The organism is Leifsonia sp. A12D58 (assembly GCF_047530025.1).
GTDB lineage: Bacteria > Actinomycetota > Actinomycetes > Actinomycetales > Microbacteriaceae > Cryobacterium.
In genome coordinates this window covers 1,113,182-1,133,233 of record NZ_JBLJAT010000001.1, presented here as the reverse complement: position 1 = coordinate 1,133,233, position 20,052 = coordinate 1,113,182, and the positions used below count along the sequence as shown (strand labels likewise).

The window sequence follows — 20,052 nt, the reverse complement described above, 5'->3', positions numbered from 1 at the left end:
ACTTACTACTATTCGCGCCCGAGATCGCGGTGCTTGATGCTCACCACGACGCCCGGGAAGTTCTCGATCAGAGAAGCCAGTTCTCTTGCCATCGCCACAGAACGGTGTTTTCCGCCGGTGCAGCCGATGGCAATCGTTGCATGACGCTTGTTCTCACGCTGGTAGCCGGCCAGAACCGGAGCCAGCGCTGCCGCATAGTTATCCAGGAACTCGCGTGCCCCCGGCTGCTCGAAGACGAACTCGCTGATCTCTGGATCAAGGCCGGTGTGGGCGCGAAGCTCGGGAATCCAAAACGGGTTCGGGAGAAAGCGCGCGTCGGCAACGATGTCGACATCGGTCGGTAGACCATATTTGAAGCCGAAGCTCATGACGGTGACGCGCACTCCTGCAGTGTCATCGTCAGCGAACCACTCTGTGATGGTAGTCGCAAGTTGATGAATGTTGAGGTCGGAAGTGTCGATGACGATGTCGCTCGACTCCCGCACCTCGCTCAATCGACTGCGTTCTGCGCCGATGCCATCAAGCAACGTTCCGGTGCCCTGAAGGGGGTGCGGACGACGCACCGACTCGAAACGACGCACGAGAGCGGCATCCGTTGCCTCAAGGAAAATCACCCTGACCTGTGCTCCCCCACGAAGCGACTGCACGATTTCTTGGAAATCGCTGAAGAAATTACCTCCTCGGATGTCGACGACCGCCGCGATCTTCGGCAGGTTCGTGCCAGCACGTTCGACGAGTTCGACCAGCGGCCGAAGCATCTGCGGTGGCAGATTGTCAACCACATACCAGCCGAGGTCTTCCAGAGCGTTCGCTACAGTCGAGCGTCCGGCTCCGGACATTCCAGTGACGATCAGCATCTCCTGCTTCTCGTTGTCGGTCGTCATCTGCCGGTGTGCCTTCGTTCGAGGGATGGGTGACTTCCAAGCCTACCCATCAGAGGGCGCCTCATTCGTGCAAATGGGCATGAATGGTGGACGCAAGCGACTCACCGATGCCCCTGACATCCGCAATATCTTCGATTGACGCTTCTTTCAATCGCGCCACAGACCCGAAATGGCGAAGAAGCACCTTGACACGTGCCGGGCCGAGCCCGGGAATCTCTGCCAGGATCGACGAAATGTCCCTCTTTCGCCTCGCACGCTGATGGGTGATCGCGAAACGGTGAGCTTCGTCACGGATGCGCTGGAACAAGAACAGAGCATCGCTATTTCGCGGCAGGATCACGGGGTAATCGGAGTCAGGCAACCAGATCTCTTCGAGGCGCTTGGCAATGCCGCACAGCTGAATTCCCTCGATGCCCGAATCGCGCAGCGCCCGTGCAGCAGCTGCGACCTGCGGCTGACCGCCGTCGACGATGAGCAAGTTCGGGCGATAGCTGAACTTCTTGCGTCTGGCCTGCGCCTCGACATCCGTCTCGGTGCCGGCAGTGCCATCATCGCCCTGGCCTTCGTTCTCCGGCTTCAGATACGCGAGCCTGCGCATCAGCGTGCGATAGATCGAGTCGGTGTCGTCAGTGGACTCCGGGATGCTGAAACGGCGGTACTCATCTTTACGCGGCAAGCCGTCTTCGAAGACCACCATAGATGCCACGATGTTCGTGCCGCTCAAGTGCGATACGTCGTAACACTCCATTCGGAGCGGCGCCTGGGTCATCTCCAGGGCCTCCTGGATGTCTTCGAGGGCCTTCGAGCGCGCAACGAAGTCTGAACTGCGCCTGGTCTTGTAGAGCATCAGCGCATGCTTGGCGTTCTGCGTCGCGGTCTGCAGCAGTGCGGCTTTCTCTCCCCGCTGGGCGGCGGTGAGCTTCACCTTGCGGCCCGAATGGCCACCCAGCCACGTCTCAAGCGCTTCGGCGTCTTCCGGCAGCTCGGGTACCACAATCTCGCGCGGAGGCATCAGGGTGCCGTCGTACGCCGTTTGCATGATCGAGTCGATGAGCTCGCCGGTGGTGAGGTCGAGTTCTTTATCGACCATCCAGCTGCGCACACCTCTGATACGACCGCCACGCACGATGAAAAGCTGGACTGCCGCAGCGAGTTCGTCCTGATCGATACCGAACAGGTCGATGTCGACGTTGTCGCGAAGCACGACGGCGCTCTTCTCAAGTACAGCATCGAGGGCCATCACCTGATCGCGACGTTTGGCCGCGAGCTCATAGTTCTGATCGGCCGCTGCTGCTTTCATCTCTGCAGTGAGCGAGTTGATGAGCTTGCGGTCCTGGCTCGACATGAAGCTGACGAAGTCATTGACGATAGCGCGGTGCTCTTCGAGCGTCACCTTGTGTGAGCACGGGCCGAAACAGCGACCGATCTGGCTTGCAAAGCACGGCTTGCCCGACTGCATCGCTCGCTTGTAGTTGGCATTCGAGCAGGTACGGATCGGGAATGCTTTCAGCATGAGATCGATCGTCTCGTGCACCGCCCAGACCTTGGGGTACGGGCCGAAGTAACGGGCACCCTTGATACCTGTTGTGCGCGTCACCAGTGCGCGCGGCGCCTCGTCAGCGAGGGTGACAGCCAGGTATGGATATGACTTGTCGTCCTTGAACTGAACGTTGAACGGCGGATCGAACTCGTTGATCCAGGTCCATTCAAGCTGGAGCGCTTCGACCTCGGTGCCGACGACCGTCCATTCGACGGACGTCGCAGTGGTCACCATCCGCCTGGTGCGCTCATGCAGGCTCGCCAGAGGCGCGAAATAGTTGCTGAGGCGTGCCCTGAGGTTCTTGGCCTTCCCCACGTAGAGCACACGACCGGTTTCATCGCGAAAACGGTACACACCAGGAGTGGTTGGGATCTCACCCGTCTTCGGGCGATAGCTCAACGCATTAGACATTGATTCAGTACTTCACTCTCTGGCGCAGCGCATCCACTGCACTCTCACTTCTCTTGAGGCTAAGCGTCAGCCTTGAGAATCTCCTTCAGGAAGGCGCCGGTGTGGCTCTTCTTCACTGTGGCGATGTGCTCTGGCGTACCGGTGGCGAGGATCTTTCCACCGCCGGAACCACCCTCAGGTCCGATGTCGATCACCCAGTCAGACGACTTGATCACGTCGAGGTTGTGCTCAATGACGATGACCGTGTTGCCCTTGTCGACCAGGCTGTTCAGCACCAGCAGGAGCTTGCGTACGTCTTCGAAGTGCAGACCTGTTGTCGGCTCGTCGAGCACGTAGACGCTGCGGCCGTTCGAGCGACGCTGCAGCTCAGTCGCGAGCTTCACGCGCTGCGCTTCTCCGCCTGAGAGGGTCGTTGCACTCTGCCCCAGGCGCACATAGCCGAGACCGACCTCGACGAGAGTCTTGAGATAGCGATGGATCGCAGAGATCGGCTCGAAGAATTCGGCAGCCTCGCTGATCGGCATCTCGAGAACTTCTGCGATGTTCTTGCCCTTGTAGTGCACGGTCAGGGTGTCGCGGTTGTACCGCGCTCCCCCGCACACTTCGCAGGCAACATAGACATCGGGCAAGAAGTTCATCTCGATCTTGATGGTGCCGTCGCCTGAGCACGCCTCGCAACGGCCGCCCTTGACGTTGAAGCTGAATCGGCCAGGCAGGTAGCCGCGAGCCTTGGCTTCGGTGGTGTCGGCGAACAGACCACGGATGCGGTCGAAGACGCCGGTGTATGTCGCAGGGTTCGACCGCGGCGTTCGGCCAATGGGTGCCTGGTCGACGTGGATGACCTTGTCGAGGTTCTCGAGGCCCGTTACCCTGGTGTGCTTGCCTGGCAGCTTACGAGCGCCGTTCAGTCGGTTGGCGAGCACGCGGTACAGGATGTCATTGACCAGCGACGACTTGCCTGAGCCACTCACACCGGTAACAGCAGTGAATGTGCCGAGCGGGAAGTCGACGGTCACCTTCTGCAGGTTGTTCGCGGCTCCACCGACGACGGTGATCTTACGATCGGGGTCGATCGGTCGACGGGTCTTCGGTGTCTCGATTGCCTTGCGGCCTGAGAGGTAGTCGCCCGTCAGCGACTTGGTGTTGGCCAGAAGCCCCTCGTACGACCCTGAATGTACGACCTTGCCGCCGTTGACGCCGGCGCCGGGTCCGATGTCGACGACCCAGTCGGCCGTGCGAATCGTGTCTTCGTCGTGCTCGACGACGATGAGGGTGTTACCGAGATCGCGCAGGGCGACCAGCGTCTCGATGAGGCGACGGTTGTCGCGCTGGTGCAGGCCGATACTCGGCTCATCGAGTACGTACAGCACCCCGGTGAGTCCAGAACCAATCTGAGTGGCGAGACGGATGCGCTGCGCTTCACCGCCGGACAGCGATGCCGCTGCGCGAGCCAGGTTGAGGTAGTTGAGGCCGACGCGAATCAGGAAGTCGAGACGGACCTTGATCTCACGGAGAACCTGGGCAGCAATCGCAGCCTCGCGTTCGGTGAGCTCAAGCGTGTTCATGAAGTCGCGAGCGTCTGACAGGCTGAGTTCACAGACATCCGCGATGCTGGAGTCGTAAACCGTGACAGCGAGCACTTCAGGCTTGAGTCGCTTGCCGTCGCAGACGGGGCATGGCACCTCACGGAGGTATTCACCCCAGCGCTGCCGCTGGGTGTCGGTCTCGGCCTGCAGGTACTGGCGTTCGATGTACGGGACAACACCTTCGAAGCCTGAGGTGTAGCTCATTTCGCGGCCATAGCGGTTCTTCCACTTGACCTTGACTTCGAAGTTGTCTCCGCGGAGCACAGCGTTCCGTACCTCATCGCTGAGTTCACCCCACGGGGTGTCAAGCGAGAAGTGCAGGTCTCTCGCAAGGCCCTCGAGCAGCTTCTCGTAGTACTGGAACAGGCCCTTGCCCTGTGTCGTCCAGGGCAATACGACGCCCTCGGCGATGCTGAGTGACGGGTCACCGAGCATGAGGTCCTGGTCGACGGACATCCGGGTGCCGAGTCCTGAACACTCGGGGCATGCACCGAATGGTGCGTTGAACGAGAAGGTACGCGGCTCGATCTCCGTGAGCTGAACCGGATGGTTGTTCGGGCAACTGAGCTTCTCGGAATACGACTGCCAGGCTTCGTCACCCTCGAGGTCGACGAAATTGATCATGACGACGCCGTCGGTGAGCTTGAGTGCAGTCTCGAGCGAATCGGTGAGACGACTGAGCAGTTCTGGCCCGGCAACCAGTCGGTCGACGACGACCGAAATGTCGTGCTTCTGCTGCTTCTTCAGCTTGGGCGGTTCGCTCAGCTGGATCTGTTCACCGTCAACGATTGCGCGTGAGTAGCCGCCACCGGCGAGTTCGGTGAAGAGGTCGACGAACTCGCCCTTCTTCTGCGAGACGACGGGGCTGACGATCTGGTAGCGCGTGCCGGCGGGCAACTCCATCAGCTGGTCGGCGATCTGCTGCACCGTCTGCGACTGGATGACCTCACCACAGATCGCGCAGTGGGGCACTCCGATGCGGGCCCACAGCAGGCGCATGTAGTCGTAAATCTCGGTGATGGTACCGACAGTCGAGCGCGGGTTGCGGTTGGTCGACTTCTGGTCGATGGAGACCGCGGGGCTCAGGCCCTCGATGAAGTCGACATCCGGTCGGTCTACCTGACCCAGGAACTGCCTGGCATAGGCCGAAAGGGACTCGACATAACGTCGCTGCCCCTCGGCGAAGATGGTGTCGAACGCCAACGACGACTTGCCAGAACCCGACAAACCGGTGAAGACGACAAGCGAATCCCTGGGGATTTCAAGGTCGACATTGTGGAGGTTGTGTACGCGCGCACCACGAACACTGAGCTTGGACCCCGAGGTCACTTTGGAAATTGACACCCGTTGAGTCTATGCAGTACCGCCTTAGAAAAGGCTCTATCGACACGCGCTCTGAGCGAACATATGTTCGAGAAAAGCGAACATATGTCTCGGGGACGGATTAGCCGAGGTGACCGGCCTTCTCCATCTGGCGCAGTTCGCGCTTCAGCTCAGACACCTCATCGCGCAACCGGGCAGCAAGCTCGAATTTGAGTTCACCGGCGGCCTCAAGCATCTGCGTGTTCAGGTCGAAGATGATCGACTCGAGGTCGTTGGCGCCGTTGGCGGCCAAGCCGACCCGGCGCAGGTTCGGGGTCGGACTCTTCTTGCGAGCGTCACGACCGGCGAGCAGCTCTGCGGTGTCTGCTTCTTCCCTGGCCAACACGTCGGTAATGTCGGCGATCCGCTTGCGCAGCGGTGTCGGGTCGATCCCGTGGAGCGTGTTGTACTCGATCTGCTTCTCTCGGCGCCGATCTGTCTCTTCGATCGCCATTTTCATGGATGGGGTGAGGCGATCGGCATACATGTGCACCTCGCCAGACACGTTGCGGGCAGCACGGCCGATGGTCTGGATGAGCGACGTTGACGACCGCAGGAAGCCTTCTTTGTCGGCGTCGAGGATGGCAACGAGCGACACCTCTGGCAGGTCAAGGCCCTCCCTCAGCAGGTTGATGCCAACCAGAACGTCGTAGATGCCTTGCCGCAGCTCGGTGAGCAGCTCGACTCGGCGCAGGGTGTCAACATCGGAGTGCAGGTAGCGCACCCGTACGCCAGCCTCGGTGAGGAAGTCGGTGAGCTCTTCAGCCATCTTCTTGGTCAGCGTGGTGACCAAGACGCGTTCATGCAATTCGACGCGCTTCCTGATCTCTTCGAGCAGGTCGTCGATCTGGCCGTCGGACGGCTTCACGATGATGGCGGGGTCGATGAGGCCGGTCGGTCGGATGATCTGTTCGACGACACCGTCGGCAATGCCCATTTCGTACTTGCCCGGTGTTGCCGAGAGGTAGACGGTCTGCCCGACGCGATCCTTGAACTCGTTGAACTTGAGCGGGCGGTTATCGAGCGCGCTCGGCAGACGGAAGCCGTGCTCGACCAGGGTGCGCTTGCGCGAGGAGTCGCCCTCGTACATCGCACCGATCTGGGGCACCGTCACGTGCGACTCATCAATGACGACGAGGAAGTCGTCTGGAAAGTAGTCGAGCAGGCAGTGCGGCGCCTCGCCGGGTTGGCGAGCGTCGATATGCCTCGAATAGTTCTCGATGCCGGAACAGAAACCGATCTGCTCCATCATCTCGAGGTCGAAGTTGGTGCGCATGCGCAGTCGCTGTGCTTCGAGGAGCTTGCCTTCGCGCTCCAGCTGCTCGAGGCGTTCGGCGAGCTCTTCTTTGATGGTGCCAATGGCGCGGTGCATGACATCCGTGCTCGCCACGTAGTGGGAACCAGGAAACACCGACACTGATTCAAGCTTCTTGACGATGTCGCCCGTAAGCGGATGCAAGCTGTACAGCGCCTCGATCTCGTCACCGAACATCTCGATGCGGATGGCAAGCTCCTCGTACATCGGGATGATCTCGATGGTGTCGCCACGTACGCGGAAGTTTCCGCGAGAGAAGTCGATGTCGTTGCGCTGGTACTGCATGGCGACGAACTTGCGCACGAGCCAGTCGCGGTCGACCTTCATGCCGACCTGCAGCGCGACCATCGCCTCGAGGTAGCCCTCAGGCGTGCCGAGGCCGTAGATGCACGAGACCGTGGACACCACGATGACATCACGCCGGCTGAGCAGCGAGTTCGTCGTCGAGTGCCGAAGCCGCTCAACCTCGGAGTTGATCGAGGAGTCTTTCTCGATGAATGTGTCTGTCTGCGGCACGTATGCCTCAGGCTGGTAGTAGTCGTAGTACGAGACGAAATACTCGACAGCGTTATTGGGCATCAATTCGCGAAACTCATTGGCGAGCTGCGCGGCGAGCGTCTTGTTGTGGGCAAGGACGAGGGTGGGGCGCTGCACTGATTCGATCAGCCAGGCAGTCGTCGCCGATTTACCGGTACCCGTGGCGCCGAGCAGCACCACATCGGTTTCGCCGGCGTTGATGCGCTGGGTGAGGTCTGCGATTGCGCCAGGCTGGTCGCCACTTGGCGTGTATTCACTGACAACCTCGAAGGGATGAACTGCCCGCGTTGGTTCCATTACTCCAGTCTAGGGAGCACCCCTGACAGTAATGCGATTCCAGGCCTCATCGACCTGCGCTTCGGTGTCTTCCAGCGTGCCCGAGGTGTCGATCACAACGTCGGCGATGGCCAGCCGATCGGCATCCGTCGCCTGTGAGGAGATTCGAGCGCGGGCATCGGCTTCACTCATGCCGCGCAGTTCAATCATGCGGGCGACCCGCACGTCTTCGGGAGCGTGAGTGACCACGACCAGGTCGAACGCGTGGCCGGGTGCTGCTTCGACAAGCAGGGGAACGTCGTAAACGACAACGGCGTCGGGATCGCCGGTCTCGGCGTCTGCGAACAGCTGTGCGGTACGCGCTTTCACTGCGGGATGGACAATGCTGTTCAGCCGGCTGAGAGCTTCAGAATCGTTGAAAACGATGGCTCCGAGCGCAGGGCGATCCAGCCTGCCGTCCTCGGTGATCACACCTGGCCCGAATGCCGCTTCGATCTCTGCAAGTGCCGGCGTACCCGGTTCGACAACGTCACGAGCCACCTTGTCGGCATCAATGGTCACGGCACCGTGTTGGGCAAACCGAGAGGCGACTGTACTTTTGCCGGATGCGATGCCACCGGTGAGGCCGATCAAATACACGGAAGCCACTCTACTGCCGAGCAGGGAGCAATCAGCCGCCGCTGTCGCGCGCTACTCCGCTGACTCGGGAGCTGCGATCCAGGCCTCGGTCAGATATGGCAACCGCACAGGATCTTCTCGCGTCTCTGCATGGGCGTCGAGCACGGCGACAATACGCGAGCGGATCTCTGCCTGTTCACGTGGGCTGGCCACGAGATAGTAACTGCGCGTCGTCGCGAGGTTTACGATGCCCTCTCGGGTCGTCTGTTGCGTCCATCTGTCGATGCGTTTGTCGACCAGGGCCAGGCCGGCGCCGAGGGCTGGCTCAAATACCCCTGCCGCGTGCAGGCCCGGATTCATCGCGCGGGAGAGCTCGGCGACCCAAGACACCGATTCGTCACGGCTGTTCCAGATCAATCCGAGTCGTCCACCGGGCTTCAGTACGCGCAGCACCTCGGCCGATGCAGCGTCGACATCCACCCAGTGCCAGGCCTGGGCGAAGGTGACCAGCTCGACAGATGAATCAGGCAGGGGAAGATTTTCAGCTGCGCCCTGATACGTCGTCACCCGCGGCAGGCGCTCGTGGAGGACGCGCAGCATGTCTGCCGACGGATCGATCGCAGAGACAGTGGCGCCCAGGCCAGCGAGAATGCCCGTGAGCTTGCCCGTACCAGCCCCGACGTCTGCGACGGTAATACGGCGGCCAGTGCCCGGTTGCACGGCATCCAGCAGCCAGGCCACTGAGTCGTGGGGGTATGACGGTCGATGAGTGTCGTATCCGTCTGCGCCGGCCTTGAAAGAGTCGGCGTGAGCGTGCATTCGTCCGTCTTGCATAGCTCTGAGCCTACGCGGCAGCGCGCAGCACCTGCCGGTTAACGCACATCGGCCGGACCCCGAAGGGCCCGACCGATGTTGGAGTCACTGAGCGTTCTGCTCAGTAAACGGGAGCTCCGAAGAACTCACGTTGACAGTGACTAGTTGCCGCCTGAGAGCTTCTCGCGCAGTGCAGCAAGTGCCTCGTCGTCGGCAAGGGTGCCGGCGCCGGCGGACTCGCTCGAGAAGGTCGAACCTGCAGCGGAGGGGACGTCGCCAACAGCGAGGACCTCTTCGTTTGCGGTTGCAACCTGCTTCTTGTGCGCTTCCCAACGAGCCTGGGCTGCAGCGTAGTCCTGCTCCCACTTCTCGCGCTGGGCTTCGAAGCCTTCGCGCCACTCGTTGGTCTCCGGGTCGAATCCTTCAGGGTACTTGTAGTTGCCCTGGTCGTCGTACTCGGTGAGCATGCCGTACAGTGCCGGGTCAAACTCGGTACCTTCGGGGTCGACACCCTCGTTGGCCTGCTTGAGGCTCAGCGAGATGCGGCGACGCTCGAGGTCGATGTCGATGACCTTGACGAACACCTCGTCGCCAACCGAGACAACCTGCTCGGCGAGCTCAACGTGCTTGCCAGACAGCTCGGAGATGTGAACCAGGCCCTCGATGCCCTCTGCAACGCGAACGAACGCACCGAAGGGAACGAGCTTGGTGACCTTACCCGGTGCAACCTGTCCGATTGCGTGGGTGCGGGCGAATACCTGCCACGGGTCTTCCTGAGTTGCCTTGAGCGACAGGGAAACGCGCTCGCGCTCCAGGTCGACCTCGAGGATCTCGACGGTGACTTCCTGGCCAACCTCGACGACCTCGCTGGCGTGCTCGATGTGCTTCCAGCTGAGTTCTGAAACGTGAACCAGACCGTCAACGCCACCCAGGTCGACGAACGCACCGAAGTTGACGATCGACGAGACGACGCCCTTGCGGACCTGTCCCTTCTGGAGGTTGTTGAGGAACGTGGTGCGGCTCTCAGACTGAGTCTGCTCGAGCAGTGCACGACGCGACAGAACGACGTTGTTGCGGTTCTTGTCGAGCTCGAGGATCTTCGCCTCGATCTCCTGGCCCAGGTACGGGGTCAGGTCGCGAACGCGGCGCAGCTCGATGAGCGATGCGGGGAGGAAGCCACGGAGACCGATGTCAACGATGAGTCCACCCTTGACGACCTCGATCACGGAACCGGTGACAACACCATCGGCATCCTTGATCTTCTCAACGTCGCCCCATGCACGCTCGTACTGAGCACGCTTCTTGGAGAGGATGAGACGGCCTTCTTTGTCTTCCTTCTGGAGGACGAGAGCCTCAACCACGTCGCCGACCTTGACGACCTCAGTGGGGTCAACGTCGTGCTTGATGGAAAGTTCACGGGAGGGGATTACACCCTCGGTCTTGTATCCCACGTCGAGGAGAACCTCGTCGCGGTCGATCTTCACTACGGTGCCCTCGATGAGGTCTCCGTCGTTGAAGAATTTCAGCGTCTTTTCGACCGCGGCGAGAAAGTCTTCAGCAGATCCGATGTCGTTGATGGCGACCTGCTTGGGTGCCTTGGCGGTCGTTACGATTGTCATGTAGTAGTTGCTCCAGTATGGGCCTGCATCAAATCGACGCAGTGTTCGGGCCAGACGCGGTAGTGCTGATGAGGCTGAGCACAGTGTTGCACCGCGAAGGCAGCGGATAGGATGTCACGAGCGTGACACTCCAGTTTAGCCGGTAACCGGCACCTGCGGCAACCTGCGCTGCCTGACGATCTGGGCCAGAGCCGGTGTGAGTTCGGGATACTCGAACACATAGCCAGCTTCAAGCATTCGTTCGGGTACAACCCAACGACTTTTCAGCACAAGTTCGGTTTCGGTGCGGATGACGGCAGCCCCCGCCTCAAGCATCCACCGGGGTGCCGGCAGCCCGAACGGAACCCCAAGTACGCCGCGCAGGGAGCGCATCATCCCCACATTGTCGGTGGGATTTGGGGCTGAAACGTTGACGACTCCGTCGATCTGGGCGTGTTCGTCAATGAACCGGATGATTCCCAGCACATCGCTGATGTGCACCCAACTGAACTTCTGGGTACCGCCCCGGGCCCGCAGTTCGTGGAAGGTCCCTGCCGCCCTGCGTTCGGACGTCGCGATCCACTGGCCGTCAAGCTGCGGACCACCGAGTCCCGCCTTGGCGAGCCGAATGAGGGGCAGCAGAGCGCTGCCGTCTCCAAGCACGATAGCCATGCGAAGCGCGACACGACGGGTCTGGGGCAAGTCCCCCGCGAAGAACGCGTCTTCCCAGGCCGTGGCGATGCCTACCGAGAAGCCCCGACCGATCTCGCCGGTCGCCTCGGTCATCGGCCGATCTTCGGCGTGCCGATAAATCGTGGCGGTGGATGAGTTGAGCCAGAGACGTGGCGGCACGTCACAAGCCAGGATCGCCTCACGCAGTGCTGTCGTCGTATCAACGCGTGAACGCATGATCTCGGCGCGGTTGCGTTCGTTGTAGCGACAGTTGACGCTCTTGCCCGCCATGTTGATGAGCAGATCGGCGCCGTCGAGTGCCGCGCGGATGGCATCCGAGTCACCCCAGTGAGCATCAGGACCGTTACGGCCGATCTGCACGACAGTGGCTCCCTCAGCCAGGAACGCATCGCGCAGGTACGACCCGATGAAGCCGGAGCCGCCTGCGAGCACAACCCGGCGCGAGGGCGCGCCTCCCCCTGCCGGTTCCGCGTGGCCACCGGTGTTGTGAGTCGTCATGCTGTGCCTTCCCCCGAGCGGATCTCATAGGTGAATGAACCCGCGTATTCGTACACCGTACCGATGAGAGGCATGGCCAGGACCACTTCGACATGCTGGCGACAGTCTTCGTCACTGAAACGTTCGGTCAGCGTGACAGTGGGTGCCAGCCAGCGCGGAATACCGAGCCACCGGCGGCCAAGGCGCAGGGCGACACCGGTGGATGCCAGATTCAGGGCCCCGCCCCGCACACTGGCAGCAAGGTGAGCTCTCATCCGCCGACGGGCACCGAGGTAGTCGACGAGTCCGTCTGGACAGGCGCTGATTGCATCCGTCATGATGCGACGCCCTCCTGCCAGCTCGAAGACCCGCGAGGCGCCGATGGCCGGCCACCTCCCGACCACCGGGCGATTGATCACTGTGAATGGCACATCCCGTTGCCACACGGGGAAAAGGATGTCAGGCCTGCCCACCAGCCAGATGACGGGCCAGAGCCAGCGTCGTGGCGTGCCGACCGTGTTGAATCGGCCCTCGCCGAAGCCGTGGTGCCCGATCGGAATCGCCGAGAAGTAGGTGCGGAGCTTCGGATGAAGCGACTCGGGGATGCCGGAGAACACGGCTTCATAGGGCGATCTGTGCTCCGGCATCCCCTGCCGCCTACTTCAGCAGTGCAGCGGTCAGGGTGTCGAGACCAACGCCACCGAGGTCGAGAGCCTTTCGGTGGAACTCCTTGATGTCGAACGCAGCACCCTCGCGCTGCTGGTAGGTATCGCGCAGCTGTTCCCAGATGCGCTGACCGACCTTGTACGACGGGGCCTGGCCCGGCCAGCCGAGGTAACGGTTCACTTCGAAGTTCACGAAGCCATCGTTCATATTGACATTCTGGCCGAGGAACTCGAACGCATACTCAGCAGTCCAGGGGCCCTTGCCGTCAGGGCGCTGCTTCTCGAGGTGCACGCCGATGTCGAGCACGACGCGCGCTGCGCGCATCCGCTGGCCGTCGAGCATGCCCAGGCGGTCCGCCGGGTCGTCGAGGTAGCCGAGCTGTTCCATCAAGCGTTCGGCGTACAGCGCCCAACCCTCGGCGTGGCCAGAGGTGCCGGCCAGCTGCCGGCGCCAGGTGTTGAGCTTGGCCCGGTTGTAAACGGCCTGGCCGATCTGCAGGTGGTGACCGGGAACGCCCTCGTGATACACGGTGGTGAGCTCGCGCCAGGTGTCGAACTCGGTGACACCGACGGGAACTGACCACCACATGCGTCCGGGGCGGGAGAAGTCATCTGTCGGGCCCGTGTAGTAGATGCCACCCTCCTGGGTGGGCGCGATCATGCACTCGATCGTCTTGATCTCATCGGGAATGTCGAACTGGGTGCCGGCGAGTTCAGCCACAGCCTTGTCGCTCGTCTCCTGCATCCACTTCTGCAGCGCATCTGTGCCGTGCAGCTTGCGGCTCTCATCGGTGTCGAGAAAGGCGATCGCTTCGAGCACGCTGGCACCCGGCTTGATCTGATTGGCGATGCTCTCCTGCTCGGCGACCATCCGGGCGAGCTCTTCAACACCCCATTCGTAGGTCTCGTCGAGGTCTATCTTCGCGCCGAGGAATCGCTGGGACTGCAGTTCGTAGATGTCGCGGCCAACGGCGTCTCGTTCCGTCGCCACCGGTGCGAGTTCGTGCTCGAAGAAGTCGGCCAGGGCGCCATAGGCCTCGGCAGAGCGACTGGCCCCCTCGGTCACCTCGCGAGCAAGTGAAGCGGGAAGCTCTCCGTCGGCGAGGCGGGCGTTCGCGGCGAAGTCGGCGAAGAAGCCATCGGCTGCAGCCTGGCGGCGCACCTGGCCGATGACCTCGATGACCTGTCGCCTGGCCGGCGTCACTCCACGAGCGATACCGAGGCGCAACGTCTCGACATAGCCATCAAGCGCGTCGGGAACGTTGGAGAGTCTCGATGCAATGTTCTCCCAGTCGCCGACCTGTGCGGTCGGCATCAGGTCAAGCGCTTCGCGGATCTCCTGCACTGGCGAGGCGATGACGTTGAGGTCACGGAGCTGGAGCTGTGCGTCGGAACTCTCCAGATCGAGAGCGAGCGAGCTGCGCAGGTCGGTCTGGGTGACCTCGTCGACCGAATCGACCGGGGATGCGGCATCCAGAGCGGCGATCGTGGCTTTGGCGGCGTCGACATAACGCTGGTGGCCAGCCGGTGAGTAGTCGCCGTAGCGGCCGTCACCCTCGGTCCGGCCAATGTATGTGCCGATTGTGGGGTCGAGATCGACCAGGGTATCGACCCAGTCTTCGGCGATCTGGTCGATGGGACTGGGAGTGCGCTGAATACCGTTCGTCATGCTCCGAGCTTATGGCAGCGCACACTTCCTGGCCCGTTATGCAGCCGAGCCGGTCGTGAGTGAATCACGACCGGCTCGGCTGAGCGCTCTACTAGTGGGCTGCTTCGTCCCAGTTGCGGCCGCGACCCACCTGCACGTCGAGCGGTACCAGCAGCTCGGCTGCGGTCGACATCCGATGCGTGACGACATCGCGCAGGACGTCCCACTCGCCGGGAGCGACCTCGAAGATCAATTCGTCATGTACCTGAAGGAGCATGCGCGACTGCAGGTCTTTCTCACTGATGTCGCTCGCGATGCGGTTCATCGCGATCTTCATGATGTCGGCGGCCGAACCCTGGATAGGAGCATTCAGCGCGGCACGCTCAGCATTGTCGCGCAGCACGCGGTTGGTGCTGTGCAGCTCGGGGAACGGACGACGCCTGCCGAAAATGGTCTCGGTGTAGCCATCGACCTTGGCCTGCTCGACGACGTTGCGCAGGTAGTCGCGCACCGCGCCGAAACGAGCGAAGTAGTCGGTCATCAGCTGCTTGGCCTCTGCCGTGGGAATACGCAGCTGTTTCGACAGGCCGAACGCACTCAGACCATAGGCCAGGCCGTACGACATGGCCTTGACCTTGCCACGCATGACCGGGGTGACATCTTCTGGCGGCACACCGAAGATGCGGGACCCCACAAAGCGGTGCAGGTCTTCGCCCGCGTTGAACGCTTCGATGAGGCCGGCGTCTTCAGACAGGTGCGCCATGATGCGCATCTCGATCTGCGAGTAGTCGGCAGTCAGCAGCGATTCGGTGCCCTCGCCGGCGTGGAAGGCAGCGCGGATGCGACGGCCCTCTTCTGTGCGCACGGGGATGTTCTGCAGGTTCGGGTCTGTTGATGAGATGCGGCCCGTTGCTGTGCCGATCTGCACGTAGTTCGTGTGGATTCGACCGGTGGAGTCGATCGCCTTGTCGAGTGTCTCGACGATCTGCCTGAGCTTCGTGGCATCGCGGTGCTGCAGCAACAGGTCGAGGAACGGATGCGGGTTGCTGGCCTGCAGGTCGGCCAAGGCGCCGGCATCCGTCGAGAAGCCCGTCTTGTTCGCTCTGGTCTTGGGCATGCCGAGCTGGTCGAAAAGCACTTCTTGCAGCTGCTTGGGCGACCCCAGGTTCACCTCACGGCCGATCTCGGCGTATGCACTGGCCGCGAGAGCGGCTGACCGCTCCCCCAGCTGTGTCGAGAGCTCCGACAGTTCAGCATGCGAGACGGCGACACCGGCAAGCTCCATGTCGACGAGCGCGAGCAGCGTCGGCATTTCGATGTCGAGCAGCACGTGGCGGGAACCGTCATCGAAAAGTTCGTCGACGGCAGCGGCAACGCGCAGGGTGTACCAGGCCTGCATCGGCACGCCGGCAACCGTGGTTTCGTCTGGCACCAGCTGGTTGGCATCGTGAACAGGCAGGGTTTCGCCGAGGTAGCGGGTGACGAGGTCGGCCAGTGTCTTGTCTGGCCCACCCGGACGGAGCAGCCAGCCGGCAACCAGTGTGTCGGAGAACAGGCCGTCGAAGGGCAGGCCGCTCTGACGCACTGCCTTGAGCTGGAACTTCGCGCCGTGCATGATCTTGGGCGAATCGCTCGCCAGCCAGGCCTCGAACGGGGCGTAGTCGGTGCGACCTGGCTGCCACGGCAGGTTGATCGTTTCGGTAGCGCTGGCCAGGCCGAAGCCAATGACGGTGCCGTCCAGCACCTCGACGGTGAGGCCGAGTCCAACCGGGTTCGCAGCGACCGCGCGCTTGATCCAGGCTTCGAGTTCTTCATCGAGCAGGTCTTGGGCAGCAGGCGCCTGCGGCGCAGCAGGCTTCTCTTCAACGACGATCGTGGCAGCGCCGGCGGTGGCGTCGCCACCTTCGAGCTTCAGGACGCGATCGAGCAGGCTCTTGAACTCGAGCCTGGAGAAGATCTCACGCACAGCCTGGTCGTTGATCGGCGCGCGTTCGAGGTCGCTGATCTCGACGGGCAGTTCGACATCGGTCACCAGACGGTTGAGGCGGCGGTTGCGGATCGCGTTCTCTTTCTGCTCGCGCAGATTGTTGCCGACGACGCCCTTGATCTCGTCTGCATGCTCAAGGATGCCGTCGAGGCTGCCGTAGAGGCCGAGCCACTTGACGGCGGTCTTCTCGCCAACCTTGGAAATGCCGATGAGATTGTCGCTGGTCTCACCGACGAGTGCAGCGACGTCTGGGTACTGGGCAGGATCGATGCCGTAGCGCTCGCGCACCCTGGCCGGGTCGTAGCGAGTGAGCGCAGAGACGCCCTGGCTCGATGGGTAGAGCAGCGTGACGTTCTCGTTGACCAGCTGGATTGAATCGCGGTCGCCTGACACGACGAGAACGTCGTAGCCCTCAGCGACACCGCGGACCGACATCGTCGCAAGGATGTCGTCGGCTTCGTAGTCTTCTTTGGTGATCGTAGTGATGTTCATCGCAGCCAACGCTTCTTGCAGCAGCGGGATCTGGCCGATGAATTCAGACGGCGTTTCGCCACGGGTGCCCTTGTACTCCGGGTATTCCCTGGTACGGAACGAGTACCGGGAGATGTCGAACGCTACGGCTAAGTGAGTGGGATTCTCGTTGCGCAGCAGGAGCAGCAGCATGGACAAGAACCCGTGAATGGCATTGGTGTGCTGGCCGTCCCGGGTTTGGAAACTTGCGACTGGGAGGGCGTAAAACGCCCGAAAAGCCAGCGAGTGGCCGTCGATGATCATCAGGGTAGGCTTTTTGGATTCCGACACAGACCCAGCCTACAAGCGACCGGTGACACCCGGTTCTGGTGCCGGGCCTGAGTCAGCACCCCTTTACGACAATTCAAAGGTGACAATGATCGACAAAACTCAGGATGCTCTCACGTGGGTCAAACAGCGTGGTATCGGCGCTCTGGCCGAGAAGATGGGAATCGAGTTTCTCGAGTTCTCCGTTGAGCGCGCGGTTGCCAGAATGCCCGTAGAAGGAAACACACAGCCGGCAATGCTGCTGCATGGCGGAGCGTATGTCGTGCTCGGCGAGTCGCTGGGTTCAATGGCGGCGAACCTCTTCGCCGGCGAGGGAAGGCTGGCCGTCGGCATTGAGATCAATGCCACGCACACCCGGTCTGCGACATCCGGTTATGTGACGGGCGTCTGCACGCCGATCCACCTGGGGCGCACACTGACGACGCACGAGATCGCGGTCACCGATGATCAGGGGCGGCGCTGCTCCACCATTCGCATCACGAACCTGGTCAAGGAACTGCGGCCGCAGGTATCAGGCGCCTGACCCTGCAGGCATCGAGTGGCTGTTGTGCGGCGTCGACCGAGGATCAGAATCCGAGGCGGCGACGGACAACAGCCACCTCGTCGACCGGATAATCGGTCCACTCTTCGGCCAGCAGGATCCGCGCGCTGTCGAGCAGGGCGCGCCCACAGTTCTCGACCGGGAGCGACAGCGCATCGTTGATGATGCGACCGGCTTCTGGATACACCGTCTCGAAGCGACGCCACGAGTCGAGGCTGTCAAGCCGTTCAGGCCTGTCGCCCTCGAGCACGACACGCACAGCGTTCAGCAGGTGACGCACCGCATGAGTGCGAAGTCCCTGCCCGGCGGTCAGCAGTTCACCTCGGCGTGCACGTCCCGACGCGAGCAGCACGTTCACCAGGAACAGCCTGAATTCGCTCAGTGGATCAACAGGGGCCGAGATGCGAGGCAGCGGAGCGACATCGGTCGCCATCCGTTCTGCTATTCGTTCGCGATCGAGCACGACCTCGTAAACGTTGCCAGAGAACGTCGACAGTTCATCGGGCGACGCGACGGCGAACTCGAGGACCAATCCGCTGTCGTACACGACCTTCATGCCGTGCACCGAATCTTTGACCGAGATGCGGATGTCGTCGTGGTCAGGCAGCCAATTCAGGTTGGTGCGAAAGGCATCCTGGAAGCCGTCTGCGGTGATCAGGAAGAAATCGTGATCGGACCACTCGTCGACCCTGCTGCGATCAGCGGTCGATCCCACCCACACCAGACCGAGCACGTGAGGGTGGGATGCCGCTGAGGCAAGCAACCGGGCGTTGAATTCTTCGAACTCTGCGAGTACCGCTTGACTCACCACGCCGGTTGCCGTTGCCGAATTACGTTGTTACTTCTTGGCTGAGAGCTGCTCGATGATCGCCTGGGCGACATCGTGCATCGTCAGACGGCGGTCCATTGATGCCTTCTGGATCCAACGGAATGCTTCGGGCTCAGTCAGGCCCATCTTCTCGTTGAGCAGGCCCTTGGCGCGGTCGACGAGCTTGCGGGTTTCGAAGCGCTCGACGAGGTCGGCAACTTCGGCTTCGAGCGTGATGATCTGGCTGTAGCGGGAGAGAGCGATCTCGATGGCCGGCAGCAGGTCGTTCGGGGTGAACGGCTTGACGACGTAGGCCAGTGCGCCTGCTTCGCTTGCACGCTCAACGAGCTCTTTCTGGCTGAAGGCCGTCAGCAGCACGACGGGCGCGATGTGGGCCTTCGTCAGGCGCTCAGCGGCGCTGATGCCATCAAGCAGCGGCATCTTGACATCCATGATGACGAGGTCGGGGCGCAGTTCGGTTGCGAGGGCAACGGCGGTTTCGCCATCGCCGGCTTCGCCGACAACTTCGAACCCGTTATCACGGAGAATTTCGACGATATCGAGGCGAATAAGGGATTCATCCTCGGCGACGACAACGCGGCGAGGAGGTGTTGAGGTAGTGTCTTGGTCGGTCACACCCAAAAGCCTACGGTATTCTGGTCGAGGTGTTGTGAGCCGGTGTGGCGGAATGGCAGACGCGGAGCACTCAAAATGCTTTGTTCGAGAGGACGTGTGGGTTCGAGTCCCACCACCGGTACAAGTCACCGAAAGAGTCTGGTTCCCCCCTTATTTGGGCGGGGAGCCAGACTTTTTTATTTTCTGCGCTGGCCGGCGTGCACGTTTTTCCGAACCTGTTTTCGCGCCCTGAACACCTGTGCATGTTGTTGATCGTCGGTGGCGTTGGGAATATGAGCGTTCCAGTTACAGGCGATCGGGTGCAGTGTTAATCATGTGACTTGAGTTCTTGACGGGATCATCATGACTGACTACACGGATCCGACCCGATCCTCCCTCCGGCTGAGCAACGCCGAGCGCGAGGATGCAGTGCATGAACTCGCGGCAGCGCAGCTCGCTGGCCGACTGACGCGTGATGAGTACGATCAACGGGTCGACGCAGCCAGACGCGCAGTAACCAGGTCAGACCTCGCGCCGCTGTTTCGAGACCTGCCCGGAAGCGACGCTCCCTCTGCTGTTCCGCACGCGACCTATTCGCAGCCAACGAGCGCACGGGTCACGGACGACGCATCCGGGGCCAATGACGGCCCGTCAGCGGCCTGGGACGAGAATGCCCCCGGGCCGGGTCGCGGACCCCTCGGTGGCGCGCTGGGCGCAACCATCATGGGCCTCACCCCGTTCATCTCGCTCATTCTCTTCTTTATGTTCGCCGGGATCTGGGGCTGGGCATGGTCGTGGCTCTGGTTCCTCCTCGTGCCGATCGTCGGCGTGATCATCTGGGGCCCGTACCGCGACAGCCGGGACCGACGCTGACCGCCAG

General features: G+C 61.8%; 15 protein-coding genes and 1 tRNA gene. 3 read left to right on the top strand and 13 right to left on the bottom strand.

Annotation, left to right across the window (positions count from 1 at the left end; all coding sequences use genetic code 11):
- Positions 1 to 8: 8 nt before the first annotated feature.
- The 11 genes from rapZ to polA all read right to left on the bottom strand — a co-directional run bounded on the left by rapZ (position 9) and on the right by polA (position 17,211).
- The gene (gene rapZ / locus ACMT3I_RS05480) at positions 9 to 884 is read right to left on the bottom strand and encodes an RNase adapter RapZ (protein WP_414803419.1); all 876 of its coding nucleotides are present in this window, start codon (positions 882 to 884) and stop codon (positions 9 to 11) included.
- Positions 885 to 945: 61 nt separating this feature from the next.
- Positions 946 to 2,835, bottom strand: coding sequence for an excinuclease ABC subunit UvrC (uvrC, locus tag ACMT3I_RS05475; protein ID WP_414803418.1), 1,890 nt, complete (start codon positions 2,833 to 2,835; stop codon positions 946 to 948).
- A 59-nt stretch (positions 2,836 to 2,894) separates the two neighbouring features.
- Positions 2,895 to 5,765 (bottom strand): excinuclease ABC subunit UvrA, encoded by a 2,871-nt coding sequence (uvrA, locus tag ACMT3I_RS05470; protein WP_414803417.1) that lies wholly within the window; start codon positions 5,763 to 5,765, stop codon positions 2,895 to 2,897.
- A gap of 100 nt (positions 5,766 to 5,865) precedes the next feature.
- Entirely contained in the window at positions 5,866 to 7,932 is a 2,067-nt protein-coding gene (gene uvrB, locus ACMT3I_RS05465) for an excinuclease ABC subunit UvrB (protein ID WP_414803416.1), read from the bottom strand.
- A 9-nt stretch (positions 7,933 to 7,941) separates the two neighbouring features.
- Positions 7,942 to 8,550 (bottom strand): dephospho-CoA kinase, encoded by a 609-nt coding sequence (gene coaE / locus ACMT3I_RS05460; protein ID WP_414803415.1) that lies wholly within the window; start codon positions 8,548 to 8,550, stop codon positions 7,942 to 7,944.
- Positions 8,551 to 8,601: 51 nt separating this feature from the next.
- Positions 8,602 to 9,363, bottom strand: coding sequence for a class I SAM-dependent methyltransferase (locus ACMT3I_RS05455; protein ID WP_414803414.1), 762 nt, complete (start codon positions 9,361 to 9,363; stop codon positions 8,602 to 8,604).
- Positions 9,364 to 9,503: 140 nt separating this feature from the next.
- Positions 9,504 to 10,961: a 30S ribosomal protein S1 gene (gene rpsA, locus ACMT3I_RS05450; RefSeq protein ID WP_414803413.1), complete on the bottom strand. Its 1,458-nt coding sequence runs from the start codon at positions 10,959 to 10,961 to the stop codon at positions 9,504 to 9,506.
- A gap of 135 nt (positions 10,962 to 11,096) precedes the next feature.
- Positions 11,097 to 12,131 (bottom strand): epimerase, encoded by a 1,035-nt coding sequence (locus ACMT3I_RS05445; protein WP_414803412.1) that lies wholly within the window; start codon positions 12,129 to 12,131, stop codon positions 11,097 to 11,099.
- Complete coding sequence (locus tag ACMT3I_RS05440) at positions 12,128 to 12,757, bottom strand: DUF4166 domain-containing protein (protein ID WP_414803411.1); 630 nt, start codon at positions 12,755 to 12,757, stop codon at positions 12,128 to 12,130. Before ACMT3I_RS05440 ends, ACMT3I_RS05445 begins: the two co-directional genes overlap by 4 nt.
- A gap of 10 nt (positions 12,758 to 12,767) precedes the next feature.
- On the bottom strand, positions 12,768 to 14,444 hold the full coding sequence (locus ACMT3I_RS05435) for a DUF885 domain-containing protein (RefSeq protein WP_414803410.1): 1,677 nt from the start codon (positions 14,442 to 14,444) through the stop codon (positions 12,768 to 12,770).
- Positions 14,445 to 14,535: 91 nt separating this feature from the next.
- Positions 14,536 to 17,211 (bottom strand): DNA polymerase I, encoded by a 2,676-nt coding sequence (gene polA, locus ACMT3I_RS05430; protein WP_414803409.1) that lies wholly within the window; start codon positions 17,209 to 17,211, stop codon positions 14,536 to 14,538.
- Positions 17,212 to 17,296: 85 nt separating this feature from the next.
- Here polA and ACMT3I_RS05425 point away from each other — a divergent pair, with 85 nt between their 5' ends.
- A complete protein-coding gene (locus tag ACMT3I_RS05425) occupies positions 17,297 to 17,731 on the top strand; it encodes a hotdog fold thioesterase (RefSeq protein ID WP_414803408.1) in 435 nt (144 codons plus the stop codon).
- A 43-nt stretch (positions 17,732 to 17,774) separates the two neighbouring features.
- On the opposite strand, the gene ACMT3I_RS05420 is transcribed toward ACMT3I_RS05425, so the two are convergent.
- Both ACMT3I_RS05420 and ACMT3I_RS05415 read right to left on the bottom strand, forming a co-directional pair.
- A complete protein-coding gene (locus ACMT3I_RS05420) occupies positions 17,775 to 18,560 on the bottom strand; it encodes a hypothetical protein (protein ID WP_414803407.1) in 786 nt (261 codons plus the stop codon).
- Between the two features lie 27 nt (positions 18,561 to 18,587).
- A complete protein-coding gene (locus ACMT3I_RS05415; protein ID WP_414803406.1) occupies positions 18,588 to 19,193 on the bottom strand; it encodes an ANTAR domain-containing response regulator in 606 nt (201 codons plus the stop codon).
- Between the two features lie 38 nt (positions 19,194 to 19,231).
- Between ACMT3I_RS05415 and ACMT3I_RS05410 the strand changes: the two genes are divergently transcribed.
- Together ACMT3I_RS05410 and ACMT3I_RS05405 are read left to right on the top strand one after the other, a co-directional pair.
- A tRNA-Leu gene (locus tag ACMT3I_RS05410) sits at positions 19,232 to 19,314 on the top strand.
- A 221-nt stretch (positions 19,315 to 19,535) separates the two neighbouring features.
- Positions 19,536 to 20,045 carry a DUF1707 SHOCT-like domain-containing protein gene (locus ACMT3I_RS05405; RefSeq protein WP_414803405.1) on the top strand — a complete coding sequence of 170 codons (510 nt, stop codon included), beginning with the start codon at positions 19,536 to 19,538 and terminating at the stop codon, positions 20,043 to 20,045.
- Positions 20,046 to 20,052: the final 7 nt, after the last annotated feature.

Coding starts and splice junctions, on each gene's coding strand:
- rapZ (WP_414803419.1), bottom strand. CDS start 884: ATGACGACCGACAACGAGAAGCAGGAGATGCTGATCGTCACTGGAATG.
- uvrC (WP_414803418.1), bottom strand. CDS start 2,835: ATGTCTAATGCGTTGAGCTATCGCCCGAAGACGGGTGAGATCCCAACC.
- uvrB (WP_414803416.1), bottom strand. CDS start 7,932: ATGGAACCAACGCGGGCAGTTCATCCCTTCGAGGTTGTCAGTGAATAC.
- ACMT3I_RS05455 (WP_414803414.1), bottom strand. CDS start 9,363: ATGCAAGACGGACGAATGCACGCTCACGCCGACTCTTTCAAGGCCGGC.
- rpsA (WP_414803413.1), bottom strand. CDS start 10,961: ATGACAATCGTAACGACCGCCAAGGCACCCAAGCAGGTCGCCATCAAC.
- ACMT3I_RS05445 (WP_414803412.1), bottom strand. CDS start 12,131: ATGACGACTCACAACACCGGTGGCCACGCGGAACCGGCAGGGGGAGGC.
- ACMT3I_RS05440 (WP_414803411.1), bottom strand. CDS start 12,757: ATGCCGGAGCACAGATCGCCCTATGAAGCCGTGTTCTCCGGCATCCCC.
- ACMT3I_RS05435 (WP_414803410.1), bottom strand. CDS start 14,444: ATGACGAACGGTATTCAGCGCACTCCCAGTCCCATCGACCAGATCGCC.
- ACMT3I_RS05425 (WP_414803408.1), top strand. CDS start 17,297: ATGATCGACAAAACTCAGGATGCTCTCACGTGGGTCAAACAGCGTGGT.
- ACMT3I_RS05405 (WP_414803405.1), top strand. CDS start 19,536: ATGACTGACTACACGGATCCGACCCGATCCTCCCTCCGGCTGAGCAAC.